17 protein-coding genes are annotated in these 24,830 nt (G+C 42.6%); 6 read left to right on the forward strand and 11 right to left on the reverse strand.

Annotation, left to right across the window (positions count from 1 at the left end; all coding sequences use genetic code 11):
- Window positions 1-27 precede the first annotated feature (27 nt).
- Window positions 28-873 (reverse strand): LysR family transcriptional regulator, encoded by an 846-nt coding sequence (locus tag E0D70_RS02820; protein ID WP_133010760.1) that lies wholly within the window; start codon window positions 871-873, stop codon window positions 28-30.
- A 192-nt stretch (window positions 874-1,065) separates the two neighbouring features.
- Here E0D70_RS02820 and E0D70_RS02825 point away from each other — a divergent pair, with 192 nt between their 5' ends.
- A complete protein-coding gene (locus tag E0D70_RS02825) occupies window positions 1,066-1,788 on the forward strand; it encodes an HPP family protein (protein WP_165942858.1) in 723 nt (240 codons plus the stop codon).
- Window positions 1,789-2,222: 434 nt separating this feature from the next.
- Here E0D70_RS02825 and E0D70_RS02830 read toward each other — a convergent pair whose 3' ends face one another.
- Entirely contained in the window at window positions 2,223-4,649 is a 2,427-nt protein-coding gene (locus tag E0D70_RS02830) for a glycoside hydrolase family 3 C-terminal domain-containing protein (protein WP_133010762.1), read from the reverse strand.
- Between the two features lie 22 nt (window positions 4,650-4,671).
- Window positions 4,672-5,316 carry a TetR/AcrR family transcriptional regulator gene (locus E0D70_RS02835; RefSeq protein WP_133010763.1) on the reverse strand — a complete coding sequence of 215 codons (645 nt, stop codon included), beginning with the start codon at window positions 5,314-5,316 and terminating at the stop codon, window positions 4,672-4,674.
- 216 nt (window positions 5,317-5,532) lie between these two features.
- On the opposite strand from E0D70_RS02835, the gene E0D70_RS02840 reads away from it, so the two are divergent.
- Window positions 5,533-6,609 carry an alkene reductase gene (locus E0D70_RS02840; protein WP_133010764.1) on the forward strand — a complete coding sequence of 359 codons (1,077 nt, stop codon included), beginning with the start codon at window positions 5,533-5,535 and terminating at the stop codon, window positions 6,607-6,609.
- A 117-nt stretch (window positions 6,610-6,726) separates the two neighbouring features.
- Here E0D70_RS02840 and E0D70_RS02845 read toward each other — a convergent pair whose 3' ends face one another.
- Both E0D70_RS02845 and E0D70_RS02850 read right to left on the reverse strand, forming a co-directional pair.
- Complete coding sequence (locus E0D70_RS02845) at window positions 6,727-7,134, reverse strand: GFA family protein (RefSeq protein ID WP_133010765.1); 408 nt, start codon at window positions 7,132-7,134, stop codon at window positions 6,727-6,729.
- Window positions 7,135-7,195: 61 nt separating this feature from the next.
- Entirely contained in the window at window positions 7,196-8,845 is a 1,650-nt protein-coding gene (locus tag E0D70_RS02850) for a methyl-accepting chemotaxis protein (RefSeq protein WP_133010766.1), read from the reverse strand.
- Between the two features lie 387 nt (window positions 8,846-9,232).
- Between E0D70_RS02850 and E0D70_RS02855 the strand changes: the two genes are divergently transcribed.
- Window positions 9,233-10,522, forward strand: a complete 1,290-nt coding sequence (locus E0D70_RS02855) for a dicarboxylate/amino acid:cation symporter (protein WP_133010767.1) — start codon at window positions 9,233-9,235, stop codon at window positions 10,520-10,522.
- 102 nt (window positions 10,523-10,624) lie between these two features.
- On the opposite strand, the gene E0D70_RS02860 is transcribed toward E0D70_RS02855, so the two are convergent.
- On the reverse strand, window positions 10,625-12,625 hold the full coding sequence (locus E0D70_RS02860) for an oleate hydratase (RefSeq protein ID WP_240536948.1): 2,001 nt from the start codon (window positions 12,623-12,625) through the stop codon (window positions 10,625-10,627).
- Window positions 12,626-12,919: 294 nt separating this feature from the next.
- Here E0D70_RS02860 and E0D70_RS02865 point away from each other — a divergent pair, with 294 nt between their 5' ends.
- Window positions 12,920-13,381 (forward strand): PA2169 family four-helix-bundle protein, encoded by a 462-nt coding sequence (locus E0D70_RS02865; RefSeq protein ID WP_133010768.1) that lies wholly within the window; start codon window positions 12,920-12,922, stop codon window positions 13,379-13,381.
- A 176-nt stretch (window positions 13,382-13,557) separates the two neighbouring features.
- Here E0D70_RS02865 and E0D70_RS02870 read toward each other — a convergent pair whose 3' ends face one another.
- Window positions 13,558-15,156 carry an APC family permease gene (locus E0D70_RS02870; protein ID WP_133010769.1) on the reverse strand — a complete coding sequence of 533 codons (1,599 nt, stop codon included), beginning with the start codon at window positions 15,154-15,156 and terminating at the stop codon, window positions 13,558-13,560.
- A gap of 933 nt (window positions 15,157-16,089) precedes the next feature.
- Between E0D70_RS02870 and E0D70_RS02875 the strand changes: the two genes are divergently transcribed.
- Window positions 16,090-18,309, forward strand: coding sequence for a bifunctional diguanylate cyclase/phosphodiesterase (locus E0D70_RS02875; RefSeq protein WP_165942859.1), 2,220 nt, complete (start codon window positions 16,090-16,092; stop codon window positions 18,307-18,309).
- 85 nt (window positions 18,310-18,394) lie between these two features.
- Here the strand turns inward: E0D70_RS02875 and E0D70_RS02880 are convergent, their stop codons facing one another.
- A complete protein-coding gene (locus tag E0D70_RS02880; protein ID WP_133010771.1) occupies window positions 18,395-20,017 on the reverse strand; it encodes a methyl-accepting chemotaxis protein in 1,623 nt (540 codons plus the stop codon).
- Between the two features lie 153 nt (window positions 20,018-20,170).
- Window positions 20,171-22,099, reverse strand: coding sequence for a B12-binding domain-containing radical SAM protein (locus E0D70_RS02885; RefSeq protein WP_133010772.1), 1,929 nt, complete (start codon window positions 22,097-22,099; stop codon window positions 20,171-20,173).
- 304 nt (window positions 22,100-22,403) lie between these two features.
- On the opposite strand from E0D70_RS02885, the gene E0D70_RS02890 reads away from it, so the two are divergent.
- Entirely contained in the window at window positions 22,404-23,201 is a 798-nt protein-coding gene (locus tag E0D70_RS02890) for a DsbA family protein (RefSeq protein WP_133010773.1), read from the forward strand.
- Window positions 23,202-23,246: 45 nt separating this feature from the next.
- Here E0D70_RS02890 and mtgA read toward each other — a convergent pair whose 3' ends face one another.
- Both mtgA and E0D70_RS02900 read right to left on the reverse strand, forming a co-directional pair.
- Window positions 23,247-23,924, reverse strand: a complete 678-nt coding sequence (gene mtgA / locus E0D70_RS02895) for a monofunctional biosynthetic peptidoglycan transglycosylase (protein ID WP_133010774.1) — start codon at window positions 23,922-23,924, stop codon at window positions 23,247-23,249.
- Between the two features lie 335 nt (window positions 23,925-24,259).
- Window positions 24,260-24,622: a DUF4870 family protein gene (locus E0D70_RS02900; RefSeq protein WP_133010775.1), complete on the reverse strand. Its 363-nt coding sequence runs from the start codon at window positions 24,620-24,622 to the stop codon at window positions 24,260-24,262.
- Window positions 24,623-24,830 lie beyond the last annotated feature (208 nt).

The raw sequence follows: 24,830 nt of genomic DNA on the forward strand, positions 1-24,830 counted from the left end.
CTATTTCCTTTAGGCTTACGGCGCCATTTATACCGGCCATTGGTCGGTATTTTTTAATACGTTTTTTAAGCGCTGTTTTGCTTGTTCAAACTCACGGGGTAAATGCCCTCGATGAGAAACCAGATAAATAGGATAACTAAATTCAGGGGCGTCGGGCATTCGCTTTAGGCGCCCCTGTTGCAGGTATGGTTCGACCACTCGTGTACGAAAATAGCCGTTGCCGCCTTGTTTTAACATGACTTTTAGAGCCATGGGCCCGAGAGAAAATTGCATGGCGTTTTGGCGGTTAAATGGCAAACAGCGATCAAATTGCTGGGCAAATTCTTCCCCCCAGTCGATGAATATATTTGGCTTGGGCGTGTGTGAACAAGCCACATGAATGAGCTTCTCTTCCGCAACTTGTTCGATGTTTAAATCTGGATAATAGCGAGCACTGTGCACTAGTGCTGCATCCAATTGGAAGTTTCGAATAGCACGATAAAGCGTATCAGTAGTGTCGATTTGACTGTGCAGATGTAAATGCTCTAAATCGGCCAACTGAACCAGCCAATCCACCATAATAGGATTCCACAAGCTGTTGTCAGCCCCTAGTGATAATGTCGTTTTATTATCGGCTTGAGGAACTCGGTAAATTTCTTGTGCTGCACGCCATGAGGCAATAATCTCCTTGGCGTATTTCACGAAACGCTCGCCTTCTGGAGTTAACCGAGCGCCACTTCGATTACGGATAAATAGTTGGCAATTCATGCTCGATTCGAGCGAGTGAATCCTTGCGGTAACCGTCGTTTGCGTGATGTTCAGTCGCTTGGCTGCGTTAGCAAAAGTGCCTGACTGCATGATTTCTAAGAAGGTTTTGGCTAGCTCTATGTCCATACTGACTTGTTTACTTCAATTTTTTTGAATTTATGATTACTTAATATTGATTATACTGATTCTAAAAGCTTCCGTATCCTATGCGCTCGTTATTTTGGTGTATTGACTACCCAATCCTCTCTTTTGTTATTTCTGTGTGAGTTTTTTCCTATGGTGATGTCGTTTTTTAAGACCCTTTGTCAGTTTATAGGGGTGGAAACCAACCGCACCTCACATTTGGAGCGTATTGTCTCTGGTGTCACAACTTGCTTAGCGATTGCTGTGGTTGCTTTGGTAACAAAGTGGAGTTTATCCACAGAAGTACATATTTTATTTTTTGCTTCGACAGCCGCTTCTGCTTTCTTGGTGTTTACGTTACCCCATGGTGCCTTATCGCAACCTTGGCCGGTATTGGCTGGGCAGGCTCTGTCTATTGCTGTTGGCGTGGGTTTTGCGAGTGTGTTGGATTCCAGCATGACGACAGCGGCTCTTGCCGTTGGAGCCACTGTGATATTGATGCATTATTTGGGTTGTCTACACCCACCCGGCGGCGCCACGGCGTTTTATTTTGTGGTTAACCTAAAGCAGATTAATGTCTCTGAGTCGGTCATTGTGTTCCTCGTCAATATTTTGATTATCTTGGCTTTAGCCATGGTCATTAATAATCTCTTTCATTGGCGTCGTTACCCACTTTTTTGGTTAAACAGAAAGTCAGCAGCGAATCCTGCTCAACAAGAGGTATCTGCGGTTGAGCATTTTAATGCGGAAGATTTACACCAGGTGTTGCAGCAACAGGATGTATTTGTTGACGTCAGCTTGGATGAACTACAACGTATTTATGATGCCGCGCACACCATTGCCCAGCAACGGCGAATTGAGAATATGTCGGCTAAGACTAAGACTAAGACCAAGCGCAAGTTTCTGAAAGCGGCCTAAACATTGGTTACTTAACCGCTCTTTTAACGATGGTTAAACAAGAGACTCCATATAAAATAATAATTAAGGCTGAGAAAAAGGTTGGGTCAATTCCCCAATAGAGACTAATAGGCCGGATCATAAACAAGCTAAAAGCGACCGGTAAAAGTAACAAAAACATCCGCCCAATGCTGATGGTTAGTGCATAACCTTCTTTACAGCTTTGGCACGTCTGTGGGGTACGTAGGCTTTTTCTAAGGGATGAGAATATTAGTTTTTCTTTACAGTGTGGACACTTCATTAAATAGACCTATATTCTTTTTAAGTGTGGAAAACTAATATCCTGCTCCCGTCTTTCGACGGGTTCAAGACTGTTTTTAAATGGATAACTCTTTTCTATTTTATTTAGGAAAAGCAGTAAAATCGGCTCGCAGATTCTACGGCTTTTCTTCGTTTTATTGTTTGTCTTTTTGCTTATTTTCAAGCTTATTCAATGCGTTAATTATCTGTACTATTTGTGCTTCTGTGTAATATTGTGGATTGAAGACTGGCAGGTTTCGCAGTGGCATATCAACGACGAGAGCTTGCGCCATCAATCTACTGGCTTCTGCAGCAGAGTCATTGGCTCCAGCGCCCATCATGGTATTAAATATAGCTAACATTGAATCAAACAGCGGTTTACCTAATGACGTGTTGGCGATTTCTCCAATGGTTGAGTTCAGATGATAAGGCGTTAGAGGTATTTCTTGTGGAATACTGTGCCCCAACAAGGCAATAAATGCTTCGTCGTGGAAGTCGCGTTTTGCTGGCTCGAAATACGTCTTTAATGCTGTATTGGCCGGTGCCAATGGAGTGTCGGTTTTAAGCGTTACGATGACAGCGTCACGGATATCTTCCACGGAAGAACCAAGAGAAATCGTGTAATCGTTACTTTCCGCTAACCAGGCGGATTGTTTGCTATTCCAGTACGCGAAAGCTCTATAATCTAATTCAAGTTCAATGACTTGGCTTTCGCCCGCAGCTAGAAAAACCTTCTTGAATGCTTTAAGTTCTTTTTTTGGACGAGGTTGTGATGGTGTTGCTTGGCCAACATAACACTGTACGACTTCAGCTCCTGCGCGGTCGCCTGTGTTCGTAATAGTGACGCTCACTTTAATCAAATTATGGCGATCGAGTTGAGCGGATTGGCCCTGAAGGGTATCTCCACTGAGGCGAACATTTGAATAGTCGAACGTGGTGTAAGACAAGCCATGTCCGAATGGAAATAATACCTTTGTTTTAGTGGTATCAAAGTAACGGTATCCAACCCAAATGGATTCGCGATATTGCACCTGTTTGGTTGTTCCGGGGAAATACGGTTGACTTGGAACGTCTTCAAGCGCCAGCGGAAACGTTTCTGCTAGTTTTCCGCTTGGGTTTACCTCACCAGACAGTATTTTTGCAATGGCTGAAGCCCCTGCCTGACCACCTAAGTAAGCTTCTAAAATCGCAGGTACTTCGTCGACAAAAGGCAGCGTAATAGGGGCGCCGTTTTGTAAAACAACAACGGTTTTGCTGAGTTGGTTCTCTAAGGCGTTGATTAAATCGAGTTGTACTTGGGGCAAGTCTAAGTGTTGGCGGTCGAAGCCTTCAGATTCATATTTTGGCGTTAATCCTACGAACAAAAAAACCACATCAGCTTGTTCTGCTAATGTCATCGCGCGCTTTTGCTCTGCGGCATCTTCCATATCATTAATATGATAGCCCGCGGTATAACTGACATTGTCTCTACCAAAAATCTTTTTGATCTCGTCTAAAGGCTGTTCAACTGTAAAAGGATTAATTTTCGAGCTACCAGCACCTTGGTAACGGGTGTTATTCGCAAGCTCACCGATCACAGCAATTTTTTTATCGATGGAAATAGGCAGAAAATTCTCATTTTTAAGCAGAACACAGGATTCTTGGGCAATGCTAGCGGCAAGCTTATGGTGAGCATTTAAATCTACTGCGACTTTCTCTTCATTCAACGATGTCTTGGCTTTTAGAATGAGTTCTAATATACGGGCGACGGATTTATCTAATTCTTGCGTGGTCAGTTGACCATTCTCGATGGCAGCGATGATCTTCTTAGTATTCAAATCGCCAGAACCAGGCATCTCTAGGTGTTGACCGTGTTTAATGCCCTCTACTCTATTATTATTTGCACCCCAGTCCGTGACAACAATGCCTTTAAATCCCCAGTCTTTGACGAGAATATCGTCCAAAAGTATTTTATTTTCAGCTGCAAACGTACCGTTTACCTTGTTGTAAGAACACATAACTGTCCAAGGTTGGGTGGTTGTTACCGCTTTTTCGAAGGCTGGTAAGTAGATTTCGCGCAGTGTTCTTTGGTCGATGATGACGTCCACCGTCATACGACAGTGCTCGTGATTATTGACCGCATAATGTTTTAAGCTGGCGCCAACGCCTTGGCTCTGTACACCTTTGATCCAAGCTGCCGCAATATCGCCAGCAAGTAATGGGTCTTCTGAAAAGTACTCAAAGTTACGACCACCCAGTGGGTTGCGCTTAATGTTGGCGCCTGGGCCGAGCAAAACAGACACGCCTTGTGCACGACATTCCTTGCCTAACGCTACCCCCATTTTTTCTATGAATGTTGTGTTCCAGGATGCCGCTAAACCTGGGCCTGTCGGGAAACAGGTCGCTGGTACGGCGTCATTAAGGCCGACATGATCACCTTCACCCACTTGTTTTCGTAAGCCATGAGGGCCATCCGTCATCATAATAGAGGGCATATCTAGATGTTCAATACCATGCAAATGCCAGACGTCTTTGCCAATACACAGCATGGCCTTTTCTTCTAATGTAAGAGTCTGAAGCATTGTTTGAATGTTTTTTGTCATTATTTTCATCCTTTATCAATGATTAATTTACCGGTTTAATTCCATCCACTAATAGCTGGATCAGGGTCGGTGTGAGTTGCGGAATCGCGTCGTCTTCGGCTTCTAATAGAGCATCTTGACGGAGTAACATTCGACGAAAAAAAGTGGGAACGGCGTTGGACAGCGTAATAGAAAGCAGGTGCGGAGAAATATCAGATCGGATGCTGCCTTCCTTTTGGCCTAATACAATAAGGTCAGTAAGCCGATTAACGTTGCCCGGCAGGATGAGAGAAAGCGAGTCCCGAAATTCTACAGGGATGCGAGAGCCGGCATAATAACCATCAAATTCAGCGATAAAGCGATCGTCGTCTTGATATTGAATGTCGGCATAGGCGTTCATTAGCACCTTAATACCGTCTCGAATACTGGGGTATTTCTGTGCCTCTATCTCATCGATAATCCGATCATAAATTGCAAGTTTACGCTTCAGAACCACGACTAGAATAGAAAATCCCAAGTCGTATTTATCTTGATAATAGCGGTAGAGCGTATTTCGGCTCATGCCTATAGCGGACGCAATGTCTTTCATTTGCGTATCTGCAAAGCCGTTCTCGATGAAAAGGCCTTCAGAAACGCGAATAATTTTGTCCCGAGTTTGCTCGGTTTGATAAACCATTCTGCTTTTCATATTAAAATGTTACACGTGTTATATTTGTGCTATAAAATTAAAGATGAGGCTCGTCTAAGTCAAGGAAATAATGTGCTACTCATTCTAAAATGTTGGAGACGTGCGTCTTTTCGTCAACAACCTAGCAATAAAAACGCAAGTGATTGAATTCTTCATAAACAGACGCACCTATGGATTATCTTTTGTATTAATACTGAAACCTTATTGGAGTGAATCATGACAACGGCTAAAAATGCGCTATTGAGTTCTGTGACATTGGGTGATTTAACCTTACCCAATAGAATTGTAATGGCGCCATTGACGCGTACTCGTGCCATTGGGCACCAGCCAAATGCATTGATGGCAGAATATTATTCACAACGCGCCAGCACGGGCTTATTAATCACTGAATGCACCATGGTATCGGCAAACACCTCGTCTTTTGGTAATGATCCGGGTATTTATTCTCAAGAGCAGATCGAAGGCTGGAAGCTAACAACCAATGCCGTTCATAAAGCCGACGGACGTGTGTTTATCCAAATTTGGCATGCTGGGCGTGCGGCGCACCCTTTATTGAATGGTGGCAAAGAAGCGGTGGCACCAAGCGCTATTTCCATCGATGATGAAACCCATACACCTGAAGGCAAAAAACCTTATACCGTGCCTCATGCGTTAACTGTGAGCGAAATCAAAACCATCGTGAATGATTTTCGACAAGCAGCGCTTAATGCAAAAGAAGCAGGATTTGATGGGGTTGAAATTCATGGTGCTAATGGTTATTTGATCGACCAATTCTTACGCGACAGTGCCAACCAACGTACCGATGAATACGGTGGCTCTTTTGAAAATCGTGCGCGTTTTTTAACCGAGGTTCTAGACGCGGTCACTGAGGTAATGGGCAGTGGGCGAGTGGGCTTACGTTTATCGCCATTAAATAGCTTCAACAGCATGAAAGACAGTGATCCTGTTGGTCTCGTTCGCTATCTTGCTGAATTATTGAATGGTTATAATCTGGCGTATTTGCATCTAATGCGAGCGGACTTTTTTGGAATTCAAAAAGCCGATGTCGTTCCTGCCGTACGTGAAGTGTATAAAGGGCATTTAATGGTAAATATGGGTTATAGCCCAGAAGAAGCAAGCCAAGTGATCGCTGATAAACAAGCGGATAGTGTTGCGTTTGGCACTGGTATTCTTGCCAATCCTGACTTTGTAGAGCGTGTAAAAGCAGGTGCTGATTTTAATGCACCAGACCAAGCAACCTTCTATACGCCAGACGGCAAAGGCTATACAGATTATCCGCTTATGAGTGCTTAATTATGAGTGCCTGATAATGGGCGTGTTGTTTTTGTATCGAACGTGATGCATGAAAAGCCAAGGCAAACTGCCTTGGCTTTTCATTCTATCGTTGTGCTCTATGTTGAAAAATGATGTCTAGCTTGGCATCCCTTCAAACGCAGGAACGTTTTCAAAACCTTCGTCCCAGTTACCTTTGCTGCCGGTAAATAGATGAGCTTGTGGAGAAAGGTCTACATCTGTATCTAAGCATCCTGCAGGTACAATGACTATGCCACGGGCTTTTGCGTCTGTTGGAACGTTAGAGCCACAAACAGAGCAAAAGGTACGGGCAAAGTTGGTATCTTCAAGCTTATAAAAACTGAGTTTGTCTTCGCCACTTAGCCACGTTAACTCAGCACCAGGTGCGAAAAGATTAGAGCAATGCGCAGTGCCAGAGCTTTTACGGCAACGGCTACAGTGGCATAGAAAAAACTTTTTGAATTCACCTTTAAGTTCGAACTTTGCCGTACCGCATAGACAAGACCCTGTGTGTAATTGACTCATAGTGATATTCCTAATATTTTTTATTTTAAATTAGTCGTAACTGTCTCGAAGACAGTTCTGCTTACTGGTAAATTTTAAAGAAGCCCATCATACGTTTCAGCTGTTCGGCTTGAACCGTCATCTGCTCACTTGTGCTTGCTAGCTCTTCACTACCATTGGTATTTTGACGGGTAATGTTATCTAACTGCTGCATTGCTTGATGAATTTGCTCTACTCGAGTGTTTTGCTCAATACCGACACTGGCTATCGCTTGAATCAGCTCAGAGGTCTGTAGAATTTGCGGAACCACTTCTTTTAGTAAAAGACCGGCTTGCACACTGATTTTGACGCTATTCACGGTAATATCGCTAATTTCTTGAGCGGCTTGTTGGCTTTTTTCTGCGAGGTTTCTGACCTCACTGGCAACGACCGCAAAACCTCGACCATGCTCTCCTGCTCGAGCCGCTTCAATGGCAGCATTCAGTGCAAGCAGATTTGTCTGTTCTGCAATGTCTTCAATAATGCCAATCTTATCAGCAATTTTTTGCATAATAGCAACTGTCTGGTCAACCGCTTCACCGCCTTGCACCGCTTTATTACTGGCATTGAGCGCAATGTCGTTGGTCGTAGCAGCATTCTCGGAGTTTTGGTTGATACTGGTCGAGATTTTATCAATAGCGGCTGTGGTGTTTTCAAGGTTCTCTGTCATTAAGGCCGCACTACTGGAAAGATCCTGAGCGGTGACACTCACTTGAGAGCTTGCTGCTGCCATTTGATCCATCGCACTTTGGGTTTCAACAATAATGTCTTTTAACTGATCGATCATTCCATTTGTGCTGTTCTTAATGGTGGAAAAATTGCCAATATATTCTTTTGTAATTCTAACTCGCAGGTCGCCTTCGGCTAATGCCGCCATTTTTTCAGAAAGGTCTTGGACAATATCTTGGATAATATCGACCATTTTTTTCATGCTCGCTTTGAGACTACTACCATCGTCTTTTTCATGGAGCTGAATGGCAATACCCGTATTACCTTGGGCTATCTGATTCGCAATTTCAGCGACGTCTTTAGGTTCTCCCCCCAGAGATTTCATGATGTTTTTCAAGATCATCATCCCGATACTAAACACCACAGCGATAACGGCCAAGGCAATACTGATCTGGATGATAACGGACTGCCAAATAGCCGTTACCGCATTTTTAGCGCCCGTTTTACCAATTTCTTCGTTAAAAGCGATGTGTTCATTGAGCGCTTGGGTAAGCTGCTCGGCTTCCGCTGTGGTATACAGCAGCACCTTGGTAGCTGCGGCTTGAATGCCCTTTCGGGATAAAGAAATGGCTTTCTCTCTTTTTTCGTTATAAACCTCAAAAGCCGCGATTTCATTGTCGAGTAAAGCTTGATCCTTTTCACTAGTTACTAATGATTTATAACTTTCAAATCCTTTATATACATTAGCGACTTGAACTTTCAGTTGAGCGTCTACTTTTAGCTTCTGGTCTTTGTCTTTTTCTAGCACATGTACATATGATAAGCGGCGTACTTCGCTGATTGCTTTGCTTATTTTCAACATGACTTCAATAGAAGGCACTGTTTTAACATTGACGTGATTGGAAGAGGTATAAACGTTATTAGTTTGTAGCAAGCCCACTCCGACCAAAGCGACCAAACCAATGATAGAGCCGACAATCAGAATCATAAGCTGGCGACGCACACTCATGTTTGTGAGCTTCATATTCTCTCCAATGAAAACGTAAATGGTAGTGTTGTGTTTAGTATAAATGCTTATGCAAAATCTCCTAAGCCTTGATGGGCTCTGTTTGACAAATTAGGCACTGACACCACAACTATATCGAACATTTAAATCATTTCTTAAATAGATACCTTTTATTAGCAACTTATAATTTTGGTTGATTTGGTGGGTGTGATGGCTAAATACCAGCCCTCTTTTTTTCACATCGTCAAAAAAGAGGTTTTGATCCACAGTAATGCCATGTATGATGCCCAACTTTTATTTTCCTCCACATCTATTTAGCATCGTGAAATTTGCCTTAGTGACGCTTGGTATTGTGAATTTTGGCATCGCTAATTAATACAACTAATAAGAATCAGAGAGAGAGCTATGAATATAACCGTTAAAGTATTGTTGGGAATGGCGCTTGGTATCATCGTTGGACTGATTATTAATTTAACAGGGTCTAACGTTTCTGGTACATGGGTAAACAGTTATCTAACCAATGGAGTGTTTCACATTGTCGGTAGCATGTTTGTAAATGCACTGAAAATGTTGGTTGTTCCTTTAGTGTTTTTCTCATTGGTGTCTGGTGTATGTGGCATTGGTGATATTAGATTGCTTGGGCGTATTGGCTCCAAAGCATTCATTTTATATTTAATAACCACAGCGATCGCGATTGCTACGGCTCTATTTATAGCATCAGGCTTAGGTATTGGCGAAGGGATGAACGCAGTTTCTAACGCCAACTTCTCTGGAAAAGAAGCGCCATCTCTGTCATCCGTCATCATTAATATTGTGCCTTCAAACCCAATTAGCGCTATGGCTAAAGGTGAAATGCTGCCGGTTATTTTCTTCTCGATTGTGTTTGGTATCAGCTTATTAATGGTTGGTAAAAAAGCCGAATCAGTCAGTAGTTTTGTTGAAGCTCTTAATGAAATCATGATGAAAATGGTCACCGTGATTATGGCTGTTGCGCCTTACGCTGTATTTTGTCTTATCGCAAAAGCCATTGCTAATCTAGGGTTGGATCTACTAGAGCAGCTGCTTGGCTATGTGTTGGTATTGATCGGCGTTCTATTGTTCCATTTGTTTGTAACGTTACAGATCGTACTGAAAGTCATGTCAGGCTTAAGCCCTTTTACCTTCATCAAGAAGATGCGTAGTACACAAGTCTTTGCGTTCAGTACTTCAAGCTCAAATGCGACTATTCCTGTGACGTTACGTACGGTAACTGAGCGTCTGGGTGTGAAAAATTCAGTGGCTTCGTTTACTGTACCCTTTGGCGCAACCATAAATATGGACGGCACTGCGATCATGCAGGGTGTTGCCACTGTATTTATTGCGAATATCTACAATGTAGATCTTGGTATGATGGGCTATTTAACGGTTATCTTAATGTCCGTTCTGGCTTCTATTGGCACCGCCGGTGTTCCTGGTGTGGGCCTTATTATGTTGTCTATGGTGTTCACACAAGTTGGCTTACCTATTGAGGGTATTGGCTTGATACTTGGCGTAGATCGCTTGTTGGACATGATCCGTACTGCGGTCAATATCTCTGGTGACGCCGTTGTTTCTGTCGTTGTTGCGAAAAGCGAAGGACAGCTCAATGAGAGTGTCTACAATGATCCAGATGCAGGCAACAATATAGATGTGCATTTAGAAAAAGCTAACGCGTAATCTATTAACACAGATTAAATGAAAAAGCGTCGTACTGAGGTGAAGTCCTAATAGGGATCACGTCAGTCCGGCGCTTTTTTATGCCTTAAAAGTTGATTCTATTTATTCTACGTTCGAAAAACTGTCTCTCAGTGCCGTGATCCAACCATTGAATTTATTCATCAAGGGACTTCCTTTCCCAAATAACTCATGCATCTCAGCCTCGAAATGCGACTGCTTAGCTTCTTCTGGTTCAGGCAGTGGTGGCAGAATATGGGCAAAATACGTTTTATCAAGCAGGCGGTGTAATAGGCGTTCGCCAGTAAAAGGCTTACCGCTGTTGAGTGCTCGAGCGCCTTTAATTAGGTTTCGGATATCGTATTGTGTTGGGCTGATATCAGGTACTTGTTTAGGAATATTCAGTAATTTATAGACACCAATGCGAGCCGTACGGATGGAAGACTCCATGGTGAAAATAATATCGTTACGAGTTTCAACAAATTGCCCAATCAAGCCTAAATTAGTACAGCCATCAGGAACCACATGAGGCCGGTCACCCGCAGCACGGGTCATAAACTGTGATGTGATGTAAGGCATTAGAGCAAGACGGATTTTCGTATTGGCAACAACCTCATCTAGCTGACCTTCAATGCCAAGGTGATAACACAGTTCAGTGAGAATTTCTTTGCCAGTACATTGCGCCATCGTTTTGTGCACATGATTGCCTAATGTGTCCATCAATAAGCCATAAACCCAAATCACTAATGTGTCGTCAGGTTGATCTGGAAAATGAGGCTGACGATTACAAGTGACGCTGAGCAACCAATTAGAATCGGTAATAGTAATAATACCACCCGTGACAGTTCGTCCTGAGTGCGGATCATTAACGGACAAGGCCGTAAGCTTATCCACAAGAGGCGATGGCTTACAGGTGAGTGTGGCAGATTCCCACATGGATTTTTCTACATCGCCATAAAACTTTTCTGGTTTACCAAAAACAGGCGATTTCTTCGCGAGATTCCTCCACAGCGTCCAGCCACTTTTTTCTCCCGGATTATGTTGATCGCAAGTGAGTTTGGGTACGCTATCCATATCGGCATAAGCCGTTTGTTCTGTCATTGAACCTGTCAATGTGAAGACTAAATCGCCTAATCCGACATTAATGAGCTTCGCTGTTTCTGTATTTTCATGCATCACCATTGCACGAATGGCGGTGACGGTTTTCTTGTCGCCAGAAAAGGTGATATCAAGGTCTTGAACGCGAGTATTAAAGTGAAAATTGACGCCTTTTTCGCGCAACATCTCCGTTAATGGTTTGATGAAGGTGTCGTATTGATTGTATTTAGGGAAAACCAACGAAGATAAGTCTGCAAAACCGTCAATCGAGTCGAGTAAACGATGCAAATACAATTTGGTTTCTAACAAGCTATGACAGTTTTTAAAAGCAAACATAGTTCGAAACAGAAACCAAAAGTTGCTTTCTAAAAAGCCTTTACTGAAATACGTCTCGATACTAATGTCATCTAAATCCTCTTTACGCTTTAGCATCAGACGAATCAGTTCCCATTGCTGGGGTTTGCTTAGGCCAAAATTACTCGACTCTAGAACCTCTCCGCGATTGCGTATTAAACGCGCCTTAGAATAGTTGGGGTCGTTGTCATTAATAAGGCGATATTCATCAAGAACAGAATAGCCTTCTGGCAACTCTGCGGCGGGAACATCTTGAAACATATCCCAGAGGGAGTCGTAATTCCAATTCATTTCGCGGCCACCACGAATGATATAGCCATCTTCTGGATTACCAGAACCATCCATTGAGCCGCCTGCCACATCCATTTCTTCTAGAATAGTAATGTTTTGAGCAGGCATATGGCCATCACGAATGAGATAAAAGGCGGCGGCAAGACCACCAATACCACCGCCAATAATCCATGCATGACGGTATTTTACTCCGGGTGTTGGTAAGGTTTTATGGCGAGAATAAGGGGCAATAAAATCGGCAGGCGGAAGAGAATTAAGTGAGCTATGATGCCAAAAACCACTCGTCGCATCAGGTTCATGCTCGAACCCTTCCGGCGCCGTTGTAGAAATATCAAATTTCGAAATTGGTTTATGACTCATCATCCCATCTCCTGTCTAAAACGCTGTTATCAGCAATATATGTCTTTTTTCATAGTGGCACAGGTGGAGCATTGGGCCTCTGCGTCAGATCAAGGATTGTCGATTAAGTAGTTTAAATTATCTCTTTTGATTCTCTCTAGCGCGTTAAAAACAGTAAACCTTGTAAAGGTGTCTCTACTTTCTGTAGGAAGCATGCAGCCTATGTGCATTTCTAAAAACACGGTTGTTTTTAAGACGGCCATCGCCAACTATTTCATACGAAAGCAAGATAAATGAAAGGCTAATTAGGAGGAATACATGCAAAACCAAACCGATCAAATTAAACATGTTTCAGACATTATAAAAGTGATGAATGGCGGTATTGAATTCTACCAAGAGGCAAAATCCAAATTGGATAACAGCACTTATCAAGCCTTTTTTAATCGAATGATTGTTGCCAAAAAAGAAGCGGTGGCCGACCTGCAGAAATTTGCAGTCGAAGAACAAGGTGAATTAGAAAATGAGAGTAGTAGTCTCGTAAAAGCGCGTCAGGTTTATACCAAATTGTTGTCTAAGGTTTCTGGTGATTCCACCGCCTTCACTTATATTGATCAACTTGAGGAAGTGGAAGATAAGGCCTTAGAAGAGCTCGATCTCGCACTTGAAAGGCACCAAGCTCAGGATTGCGAAATCGCACTTCGCCGTATCAAAGTCAGTATGAAAGAGTGCCATGATGAAATGAAAGCATTGCAAAAAATGGCAGCACAGCACTCGTCATAAAAGTCGCTTTCTCCCCGAGTCTGCTTGGTGGAGTTTGAGTGATTAGGGGTTGTTATCTGCCTTTGTTTCCAAGTCTTATCAAGATTACTTATCCATTTTCGGTTAGCAATATTGATAAGATCTATGAAAAACAAATTCTCTTAACGCATTAGTTTAAGCAGGCAGTTAACAGCCCATTACGCGGTTTTTGCCGCTGGAACATCAATGTATTCTACTTGATGTTCATCTGCTTCATCAGGAATAAGGGGTTTGTCGTAACAAGCCGATACGCCCCAATAATAGGTAATTAAAGCAACGGCTGTGAGCAAGACGCTGTCTAATGGTGAGCTAATATAGCCTTTGCCACCGTAGGTGCCAAAATATGACAATATTAACAAGGCAATATAGTAAACGAGTAACCAAATAGCGCGTTTAATGTCGCCTTGATCGCTGTCTTTTTTACCAAAGATGGCATATCCCACCCAAGCAATGATTAACAACGGCAGTAATAACTCATCAACACTCCAGCCACTCCAGTAAATCAATAACGTACTGGCAATAAAGGCCAATGGACTGATTATGACAAAGGCTGGCAATAAAAATGGACGCTTCAAGTCAGGACGACGTGCACGAAAGGCCGCGGCACTGATTGGACCTGGCATATAAGTTAAAACGTTTGCAGAAGTCACCGCAGCAATTAATCCACCCCAAACCTGAAATTCAGAAGGCAGAGTCCAAGCAATGGCTAAAATAAGTGATAGCCATAGGGCACCACGAGGCACACCAGACTTAGGATCTACTTTACCGAACACTTTGAACAAGTAGCCATTCTTTGCCCAAGCGAAGATGACACGACTTGCACCGGCTAGATAAATATTCCCAGTACCCGCAGGAGAAATAACTGCGTCTACCAAGATTAAATTTATCAGCCAAACTAAGCCTAATGAACGAGCTAAATCAGCGTAAGGTGAACGGAATATTGTTTCCATTCCATGCCAGCCGTTTGCATTCAATAGGTCTGTTGGTATTGCACCCATGAAAGAAAATTGCAGTAAGATATAAACTACAAAGCTAATTGCCATGGCTAAAATGATAGCGATAGGAACATTTCGCTGAGGATTCTTCGCTTCACCTGCAAAATCCACGGCTTGGCGAAAGCCTAAATAAGCAAACACGATACCGGCACCCGTTAAGGAGGAGAATACACCATGAATACCGCCAGGGTGTGTTGCAGGGATGTCCATATTTGCACCTTTATAAAAGGTGAAAAAGGTCACAATAGCGATGATAGGAACAATAAATTTAATCGCCGTTACAATGGTATTAATACGACCAAAAACATTGACGCTCCAGTAGTTCAGAGCAAAAAAGAATACGAGCAGTAAAATCTGCATGACAAAGCCAAGAGTGGTTGGGTTACCGGTTGACGCTTGACCCAGTGCAGGCCACCAATACATAGCGTATTGGCGAACCGCTTCCACTTCTACACCTGCCGTACTGGTGTAAGCTAATAGCGCACTGAAACCGATAACAAAACCGACCAAGTTGCCGTGAGTAAAGTTTGGGTAACGAACAAATCCCCCGGCTCTTGGAATACTGGCACCGAGCTCGGCAAACACTAAGCCAATTAAGAGCACCATAACCGCACCCAATGCCCAAGCATAGCCAGACAAAGAGCCGGCATAGCCAGAAGTGGTTAATGCGGCATATAACCAACCAGAGCCGATCATCGACCCAACACCTAATAGAGTTAAATCCACTAACCCCAATTTTTTCTTTAGTACGCCATCAGACATGATAATCCCCTTGCGTATGGCTGCTGAATTTATGCTTATAATTTTTAAAGCAGTGTTCTTAATGTTTATGAAAAGTTCAATTTCGTTTCTCGATTTAGCAGGAATAGCATTAACTCCGTCAAGTTAGGGTCACTTTTCAAAGGCTTGATAATCATCAATATCGTATTATTTGGTTTTGGGGCAAAAGCAGATAGAAAGTTGATTCTGTAAAAAAAGAATGACAATCAATTAAAAAATAAACCATTGATTGTAAAAAGATTTCATATCAAAAACGTGTATGAAAAAAATAAATAGCTGACAGAAAAAATAAAATGAGTATGAAAAACCGGCGATGGGGAAATGTTTGTTTATAGAAATAATGTGCACAAAAGCAGTTAGAATTTTGATTTTTTTTTGAAAATTCACAAATTTATCAAAGAACAGTAAAGAAATGTGTTTTTAAAAAAAACGACCAAACAATTAATTCATTGATCTATGTCTAGGTAATTTTTAGATGTGCTTTGTAAAATGGTTAGGGGATATAAGTGTCGAAGAATAACTAATGTCAGGCTAGGCTAACCAATGGTTATGCAAGAACTGTCGATTTATTACAAAAACAAATGCACCCATTTTACCTATATGTGCTAATTTTAACTGAGGTAAACAAGGAATGTTGGTTGCATATATCGCACGGGAGATGGCGCTAAGGGTTTGTTTAGCTGTTAACTATTAATGGGGAATGAGTCATAAAATAACTGGATCTTTACTATTCTTTCGTAACGAAGTGCCAAATACGCATCATTAAACATAGAGATTACAATGCTGAAGACACTTAAGGGGCGATTATATTTCCTCTCTATACTTATCATTATTCCTTTCTACTTTTTCATTTATCTGAGCTTCGACTACAGTCGAACTATGGTTGAAAATGAGCTTCTCAAAAGCGCCCGAATAGTGTCTAACCAGGCGGTAGAAAATCATAAGCGTTTGATGACATCAACAGAGCGTTTTTTAGCGCTTTTAGCCGCTCTTCCTCAAGTTAAAAAACCAGATTCCGAAACATGCCAACGCTTTATTAGTGGGATTGCCCCGTTATATGAGCGATATGTAAACATTGGAATTCCTAATAAAGCAGGAATATTAACCTGTAATGGTACTCCGCTTGCTTCACCTCTTGATTTGAGCGACCGCGCTTATATCCATAACGCTATAACGCAAGACCGCTTTACGTCGAGCGGCGTACATCGTGACCGAACTCTTGGTATATTGACGGTTAACTTTGCTTATCCTGTTCACAGTCTCACAAACCCAAAAAATATTGTTGGGGCAGCTGTGGCTGTCATTTCACTCGACTGGTGGAGTGTATTGCTGAATAGCAACCAATTACCCAAAAATAGTATCGCTTATATTTTAGATAATCATGGCAACTCAATTGCCAGCTACCCTAGAAATACCGTGTTTGATGCTCCAAAGAGTTTTAATGCAGTCGTTCGGGGTAATGATGGTATCCGCCGTGTTTTTGTTCAGCATCAAGTAAAAGGCTGGGATGGACAAGTTTTACTGACGTTTATGACTGGAATTGCTGTGGATGAACCGTTATCCATGATTGATAAACGCTATACTTTTATTGTGAGTATCTTTTCCATATTGGTTATTTTGATGCTGATATTCTTAAGGCTTTTTTTCCTTAATACCATTTCTAAGCCTCTTTATAAGCTTTCTTATTTGGCCACACGGTTAGGGCAAAATAAGCATATATACGCTGCTTTACCGACCGGGGTAAAGGAAATGGATGATTTACAAGACAGTTTTCTTGATATGGCTGATCGTAAGGAGCAAGCAGAGAAAAAAATAGTACGTCAAGCGCAAACGGATAGTTTGACTGGTATTTCAAACCGCGATGCGTTTAATCAAATTTTGTCAGAAACGCTAATGTCTAATCCTCATGATCAAAAAATTGGCATCATATTACTGGATTTAGATAACTTTAAAGAAGTGAATGATACTCGCGGTCACGAAGCGGGAGATTGTGTTCTAAAAGTGGTTGCATCGCGTTTGAGTAAGCATGTGCCATCCGCTCAATTAATCAGCCGTTTAGGTGGTGATGAATTTATCATTTTACTCAGAGATGAGGACTGTAATGAGAGTCGAGTATTAGTGCTGTGTGAAGATATTAGAGAAGCGCTTAAAGAACCCTATACCATATCTCAGGGGGACATTACCCTTACGGCAAGCATCGGTGTGGCGCTGTACCCAGACGACGGCGACAATATGAGGGAGCTCATGGGGGCTGCTGACCAAGCGATGTACTCCGCGAAACAGAATGGGCGGGATACTGCTCGACGATTTAGCTGGGATCTAAAAGATGCCCTTGTCAAAAAAATGGAACTTATCCAAGATCTGCGAAAAGCGATACTTAACCAAGAATTCTATTTACTGTTTCAGCCGATTATTAACAAATATGGCGCCGTTATAAAATTTGAGGCACTTATCCGTTGGCAGCATCCTGAAAAAGGAATGATACCACCTGATCAATTTATTCAAGCGGCCGAAAAGTCAGGGCAAATTGTCGATATAGGGCACTGGGTTGTTCAGGAGGCGAAACGTGCTTTGGCACCGATTCGTGAAGTGTATGGCGAAGAGGTACAAATCAGCGTCAATGTGTCACCGATACAACTATCAAAACAACAAAGTGAAGAAGGCCTTCTATTAGCCGAATTACTGTGTAAGCAAGAGATCGAAGGTGATAAAAAAGGGCTAAACGGTCTTGTGGTAGAAATCACTGAACACCTTTTAATGAATTCAGACGAAAGTACACGCAAAGCGCTGCTGGCTTTTAGAGAAGAGGGTATTCAAGTAGCCTTAGACGACTTTGGAACTGGCTATTCTTCTCTTGCCTATATTATGAATTACGACATTGATTATTTAAAAATCGATATAAAATTTGTTCGAAAATTAGGGGAAGATCTTGCGTCTCAGACATTGTGTGAAGCCATTATTTCAATGGCGCATGCGTTGGGTGTGTCTGTTATTGCTGAAGGTGTAGAAACTCAACAGCAAGCTGATCTATTGCTCGGTTATGGTTGTGACTACCTACAAGGTTACTACTTCTCAAAACCAATCCCGTTGGACCAAGTGCTGGTTTATCAACAAGATAAGATTCTTTCAGTTTAGTATCGTACAGCTAGTGTCTTCGTAGAATAATTAAAGCCAGATGACATTGCTGTCATCTGGCTTTAATGTTGGTTCATTCAGACTGTCATTTTACTTTGAAGTAATGGATATCGTCTTTTAGTTTCTCAGAAAGTTGTTGTAAGGCCACGGTTTCTTCCGCGTTAACTTGTAGCGCTTGGCTGGTTTCTTTTGACATATTGGCGACTTCTTGGATCTGACTATTAATCTCAGAGATGGTCACCACTTGCTGCGACGTTGCTGCCACTACCTCTAATACATTGGCTAATGAGTTTTTAGATTGTTGCTGAATGTCGTTTAGTAATGTATTGGCTTCATTGGTGAGTGTTAAGCTATTTTGGACTTGAGGCACGGTACTTTCCATCGCTTCAACGGAGGCTTTGGTTTCTTCTTGCACCTGTAAAATCATCTTCTCAATATCACCTGTGGCATCACCCGTTCGTTGAGCCAAGTTTCTTACTTCGTCTGCGACGACGGCAAAGCCTCGGCCTGTTTCACCAGCGCGAGCCGCTTCAATGGCTGCATTTAACGCGAGGAGATTGGTTTGCTCTGAGATGCCACGAATAACGTTAATAATATCACCAATGCTGCGGGTGCGTTCTTCTAGTACATTGACTTGGTTGACCGTGGCTTTGACCGTAGCGGATACTTTTTCAATTTCTAACGCTACTTTCTGTACCGCGGCTTGTCCTTTTAAAGACAGGTCGGCGGTAATATTCGAGTTGCTCTCAGTTTCACGAACACGATCAGAAATAGAGTGAATGCTGTCGTTCATTTCGATTAGTTTATGCGCCGCCGAATTGGTGTATTCCAATTGGGTATCCGCCGCCACCAAAGACTGTTTAGTGCCAGACGCCACGGTTGCCGAGCGCTGAGACAGCTCGCTTGAAGAAGAAATAATGCTGTTTACAATCGTGATCAGCTGCTGCTGCATGACTTGTACCGACGACATCATGCTGTTTGGGCAACAAGAAGAAATGACGCCAGTAAGGTTACCTTCTGAAATTTCAGAAATCACATCCGCCGCTTCTTGGGGTTCACCGCCCACGGCATCTTTAATGCGACGCGCAATCAAATACGCCACACTCAAGCCAATAATAATCGCGATGCTGGTCAGAGCAATCATCCAACTTTGGAAGGAACTGGAGACGATTCTGGTTTCGATAGTCGCTTCTTGATTTGCCATTTCTTCAAGGTTAATAAAAGCATTAATAGCGGCTAGCCATTCAACAAAAGACGGTTTAGCTTCGTTGAGCAATAACGCATTGGCAGTTGTTAGGTCATTGGCTTGTTTAGCTTTGATAATATGATCAATGAGCGGAAGGGTTTGCTTTTCAATGCGTTGAATCGTGCTGTATATGCTTTGTTCTTGGGCCGTCATTGGAATATTGGCAGGGTCCAGCATTTTTTCGGATTCTTGGTAAAAGAGATGAAGGTTTGTAATGTCTTTCATAACAGCCGCGAGCTCAGTGTCGTTTCTGGCCAGTACCACATCGCGTACGGCAATGGCACGGTCGTGCACACTACCGCGAAAGTTAATGGCATAGCGTTGTTTCACCGAGTTAATGTCCGTCATCTGGGTGATGGTGGTATCGATGAAGTTCACGCGGTGAACCGCAATCACTGCCAAAATAACCGTCAGTGCCAAGGTGATGCCAAAGCCAATAACAAGGCGCGCATTAATAGTCATAAATAGAGTCCGTTTGATTTATTCAGGCGTTGCGAAAAGTAGATCTTTATTAGTCAACAAAACGCACGGAGAAGTTCCTGCCGTGCGATTTTATTAAAAGGAGAGAAGTTAAATGTGAGAGAGCCAGAAGCTCCTCTCTATTGAACGATATGACTAGCTGCTGGCAATGACACTGTTAACCGCTTTTGAAACCAAATCTTTTTTCATCGTCGTACGTGCAACAGGACGCTCAAACCAAAAGTTCATTGGCTGATCAAACCCGATGCCATGCATGTAGTTATAGAGAGCTTTTCGCAAGCCTTCGCCGAGCATTTCATGCTCAGTGCCGGTTGGGTCGGTAAAATCAACGTCGTTTTCTGCGAACAGAATGTCAGGGCGTTCGGCCAGTGTGATGCCGTACTCGTCGGGGTTGATTCCAATCGGGCTATGTATTGTTGCGGCGAATCTGTGCCAGAAAGCGGACTGAAAACAGCCTTGTGCCATCATTTGACGAACCATTTCTAAGGCATCAATGGTTTCTTGTTCGGTTTGCGTTGGGAAGCCATACATTAAATACGCGTGCACCAAAATATCAGCATCGCTGAACGCCTTGGTAACGCGCGCGACTTGCTCAACGCTGACGCCTTTTTTCATCAGCTTCAGTAATCGGTCTGATGCAACTTCAAGACCGCCACTGACAGCGATACAGCCAGAATCCGCCAATAACTGACAGCGCTCTGGAGTGAAGGTTTTTTCGAAGCGAATATTACCCCACCAACTGATCACAACGCCGCGCTCGATCAAGCGATTGGCGAGAGCGAACAAGGCTTTTGGTGGGGCGGCTTCATCGACAAAGTGAAAGCCAGTTTGTCCGGTTTCTTCGATTAACTCTTCAATGCGGTCGACCAGAAGATCAGCTCCTGCGGCATCGTAGCGATCAATGTAGTCTAAACTCACATCGCAAAAGCTACATTTGCGCCAGTAGCAACCGTGGGCAATGGTTAACTTATTCCAGCGGCCATCGCTCCAAATACGATGCATCGGGTTAAGCATTTCACAAAGCGACAGGTATTCGCCTAATGGCAAGCCATCGTAGATCGGCGTACCTACATCGGCTTGAGGAATGTCGTGCAGTTCTTTATTGTCGTTCAAATGGACATAAGGCTCGCCATTTCCGTCTTCCGAGAGAAAGTAAGTGCGTACTAACTCATCAATTTCTCGCTGCCCGTCAAAGAACTCTAATAGCGTAATAAAAGGACGTTCACCGTCATCGAGGCAAATAAAATCCACAAACTCAAAGACGCGAGTATCTTTGAGTGCGCGCAGCTCGGTATTCACGAAGCCGCCGCCCATTACGATGGGTAAATCTGGATTAATCGCTTTACAGGTTTGCGCAATACGCAGTGCCCCCAGCATATTGCCCGGGAAAGGCACGGTTAATGCCACCACGCTTGGTTGGGTTTCTTCCAAATACTGTTCGACCAACTGTTCTAGAATTTCAGAACTAAAGCTTGGCTCGCCCATAAGCGTATCGTAGAGGTTGTCGAAACTTGGGTTTGCCGCAGCAAGGCGCTCGCCGTAGCGGCTTACCTCGAAGTAAGGATCAACACCTTGGGTAATGACTGCCGACAAATCGTTGATAAACAAGGTCGCCAAATATTTGGCTTTATCTTGTACACCTAAGTTACCAAATGCGGCTTTTAACACATCGCCCGAGACGGCTTCCATTTGTTCGATGGTGTCGAAAGCCGGACCTTCAGGCAAAAAGCGGCGAGAAATAATGCGCAGTGCAAGACTAGGGTCTTTGCCTTGTAAAAAACGAATAGCAGGCTCAACACCAAGACGATAGCGATCAAATTCTGACAAGAAAGTATAAATCACATCGGGCAGTTCATCGTCTTCAAACGACTCGAAGTTTTCTTCCACATGCTGACGAATAATATCCAGCGCTGGAGCGGTCATCATCTCTAGAAAAAGCTCGATGGCAGGGTCTCGCTGAACCGCCTCATAGCCCCGAGAGCGTAAAAAACCAGTGAGATACGCCGTCGCTGGATACGGGGTATTTAACTGGGTCATAGGAGGGGTCATTAGAAGAACGGTCATAGCCTGCCTTTAAGCGTAACAACGGATAAAATAAGGGCGCATTCTAGCATTTAAAAGAGGTTAGCAGTCTTAAAAAATACTCTGGTTTTTTGTTATCGATAACGGCCAAAAGAAAAACAGAGAGTAACAACGAAGAAGGTTTTTTGTGCCTGATTAATTTCTTGTTTTAGAAAGAATTAATGTAAAGAAGTTGATAGCTTTAATGATTTTTTAGCAGATTTAGATTCCTCGTTGATTTCCGGCAGTGGCATAGATATTGTAAAAAAATAAGGATTTACTTACATTATTTTGATGGGTGGTAGTTATGAAAAAACGAACATTGGTCGCGTTATCAGTCGCAGCGATAATGACAACGGCAACTGGGGCATATGCTAGTGATAACGCAAGTTTTTCACCAACTCAGCAAGAACAGATTGGCAAAATTGCCACTGACTACCTGCTAAAGCACCCTGAGATTTTGATTCAGGTGAGTCAAGAGCTACAGAAAAAGCAGCAAGCCGAGCAGCAAAAGGCTCAGGCGTCGTTGAGTAAAAATGCAGTCAAAGCACATCCGGCCTTAATGACATTGGACGGCGTTCCACATGTCGGGCCAAAAGATGCCAAGGTTACGGTAACGGAGTTTTTTGATTACCAATGTTATTACTGCAACAAAATGGCCCCAGAAATTGAACAATTGATGAAAGCGAACCCTAATGTGAAGTTCATCTTCCGTGATTGGCCTATCTTTGCATCTCGCTGGGAAACGTCAGCAACAGCGGCGTTTGCAGGCCTTGAAGTTTGGCAAGAAAAAGGCGCTAAAGCCTATGTTAATTACCACAATGGCATTTTTGGGACAGGGCATAACGAAGGTAAGCTGACGGACGCAGACATTCAAAAGGTGGCTCAAAGTGCACTTAATGGGCCCTTGAAAAAAGTCTCTAATGACGCATATAAGAAAACCATTACCATCAATGACCAGTTATCAAAGCAAGTCGGATTCCAAGGCACGCCTGGCTTTATTATTACGCCTGTGAATGGTGCGACCATTGACAATACCACGGTAATTGGCGGGGCCGTGGATTTACAAACCTTACAACAAGCGATTAAACACGCGAGCCATTAAAATCTGCCGACAATTACTCTTGATTCGAGAGGTATAAAAGCCTCTTTAATCAAGAATTGGCGTTAGATAACCGGCACCAAGTTGTTGCATTTGTCGCTCTATCCAAGCGACTCTTTCAAGAAGATTCGGCGTTAAATGATTTGGATCGCGTTTGCGTGGGCTTGGCAGTAATACCGCTAAGCGTGCGGCTTGATTGGCGCTCAGGTGACGTGCTGACTTGCCAAAATAATGCTGACTCGCCGCTTCGACTCCGTAAATGCCTTTGCCAAACTCCGCCACGTTCAAATACACTTCTAAGATACGTTTCTTCCCCCAAACGGCCTCAAGACTGATGGCCAAGCCAGCTTCTAACCCTTTGCGAATAAAGCTTCGCCCCGGCCAAAGAAACAGGTTTTTTGCTGTTTGCTGGGTAATCGTACTGGCGCCACGAAGACCTTCGCCATCGTCGTATTGGCTCAACGCTTTTGTAATCGCCGTAAAGTCGACACCGAAATGATCAGGAAAACGCTGATCTTCTGAGGCAACCACAGCCAATGGTACTTGCGGTGGAAGTTGATCGATATTGATCCAATCCTGAGTCACCGGATAATCACTTTGCAACATAAACGCCGTAGTAGGTGGCGGAACGAATCGAAAAACCAGCAAGATCAAAACAAAGGCGATCAAAACACGCCAACTGATCGACCATACTTTCCTGAAAACACCGCGTTTACGCTTTGCCATTCATTACCTCAAAGGTGAAAAGGGGGCTTATTCCCTACGATTTGAAAGAGTATAGGATATTCAGTTGTAAACCAAATTTAACATTCGATCTTATGTATTTAGATTATAAATATTCAAGGTGAGTGAAAATGAAATAAAGTTTGGGTTGGCTATATTAGTTTTTATTTAGTTGAATTACTTGATAGGTTTAAATTAATAAATAGATTTTTAAAATCACCAAACAAGAAGAAAGTATCTTGTTTGGTGATAGTGGAATGATTAGTAATTTAATCTACGTGTGATTACGTTAGTTTGATTAAATATTTAATCAGGGGCTTAGCAGATTTATAAATTACTTATTTATAAGATTTATTAGATGTTATCCTAGCTAAGCCTTTGACTATTTTAATAATTGACCAGATAAAAGTGCCAATAAGTATAAAATAACCTATATAAAAAAACATTAATATAAAACTAATTAAAGTGAGGCCAAGCCCCCACCAGAATGTTTTAATGATATTGCTGTAGTGGTCTTCAAAAATTGAACCTCGAGCATCACCTATTTTTACCATAGCCCAAATAGCACCAGCTAACCAAAAGATACCGGTAAACATCCCAATAACCATAAGAACGTACGAAATCAGTGCATTTGTTTTTGCTTTTTCATCAAATGAACTCAATGTATTTAGTGTTGTTCTATCCTGTTGCAACTCTGACATGAAATCTCCTATTAATGCCAATTACTATAATAAATGTCTAGTAAAGGATGAAAAAGTTAAATCTATTTCTGATGTTAGAAATCCTTAAACCTTACTTTTACTAGAGGTTGAGATTACAGCTAAAAAAGATGGTTAAAGCAACATTAAAATAATTTTAGTAAGCTATAAATTTTAAAATTTGTAAAGACATCTCAATTAGATTGAAAAT

The sequence above is a fragment of the Marinomonas flavescens genome, assembly GCF_004352835.1.
Lineage (GTDB): Bacteria > Pseudomonadota > Gammaproteobacteria > Pseudomonadales > Marinomonadaceae > Marinomonas > Marinomonas flavescens.

Excerpts from the sequence above, each read along its gene's own strand:
- E0D70_RS02845 (WP_133010765.1), bottom strand. The coding sequence starts at position 7,134 with ATGAGTCAATTACACACAGGGTCTTGTCTATGCGGTACGGCAAAGTTC.
- E0D70_RS02855 (WP_133010767.1), top strand. The coding sequence starts at position 9,233 with ATGAATATAACCGTTAAAGTATTGTTGGGAATGGCGCTTGGTATCATC.
- E0D70_RS02885 (WP_133010772.1), bottom strand. The coding sequence starts at position 22,099 with ATGACCGTTCTTCTAATGACCCCTCCTATGACCCAGTTAAATACCCCG.
- E0D70_RS02835 (WP_133010763.1), bottom strand. The coding sequence starts at position 5,316 with ATGAAAAGCAGAATGGTTTATCAAACCGAGCAAACTCGGGACAAAATT.
- E0D70_RS02890 (WP_133010773.1), top strand. The coding sequence starts at position 22,404 with ATGAAAAAACGAACATTGGTCGCGTTATCAGTCGCAGCGATAATGACA.
- E0D70_RS02850 (WP_133010766.1), bottom strand. The coding sequence starts at position 8,845 with ATGAAGCTCACAAACATGAGTGTGCGTCGCCAGCTTATGATTCTGATT.
- E0D70_RS02830 (WP_133010762.1), bottom strand. The coding sequence starts at position 4,649 with ATGACAAAAAACATTCAAACAATGCTTCAGACTCTTACATTAGAAGAA.
- E0D70_RS02820 (WP_133010760.1), bottom strand. The coding sequence starts at position 873 with ATGGACATAGAGCTAGCCAAAACCTTCTTAGAAATCATGCAGTCAGGC.
- E0D70_RS02870 (WP_133010769.1), bottom strand. The coding sequence starts at position 15,156 with ATGTCTGATGGCGTACTAAAGAAAAAATTGGGGTTAGTGGATTTAACT.
- mtgA (WP_133010774.1), bottom strand. The coding sequence starts at position 23,924 with ATGGCAAAGCGTAAACGCGGTGTTTTCAGGAAAGTATGGTCGATCAGT.
- E0D70_RS02880 (WP_133010771.1), bottom strand. The coding sequence starts at position 20,017 with ATGACTATTAATGCGCGCCTTGTTATTGGCTTTGGCATCACCTTGGCA.
- E0D70_RS02840 (WP_133010764.1), top strand. The coding sequence starts at position 5,533 with ATGACAACGGCTAAAAATGCGCTATTGAGTTCTGTGACATTGGGTGAT.
- E0D70_RS02860 (WP_240536948.1), bottom strand. The coding sequence starts at position 12,625 with ATGATGAGTCATAAACCAATTTCGAAATTTGATATTTCTACAACGGCG.
- E0D70_RS02865 (WP_133010768.1), top strand. The coding sequence starts at position 12,920 with ATGCAAAACCAAACCGATCAAATTAAACATGTTTCAGACATTATAAAA.
- E0D70_RS02900 (WP_133010775.1), bottom strand. The coding sequence starts at position 24,622 with ATGTCAGAGTTGCAACAGGATAGAACAACACTAAATACATTGAGTTCA.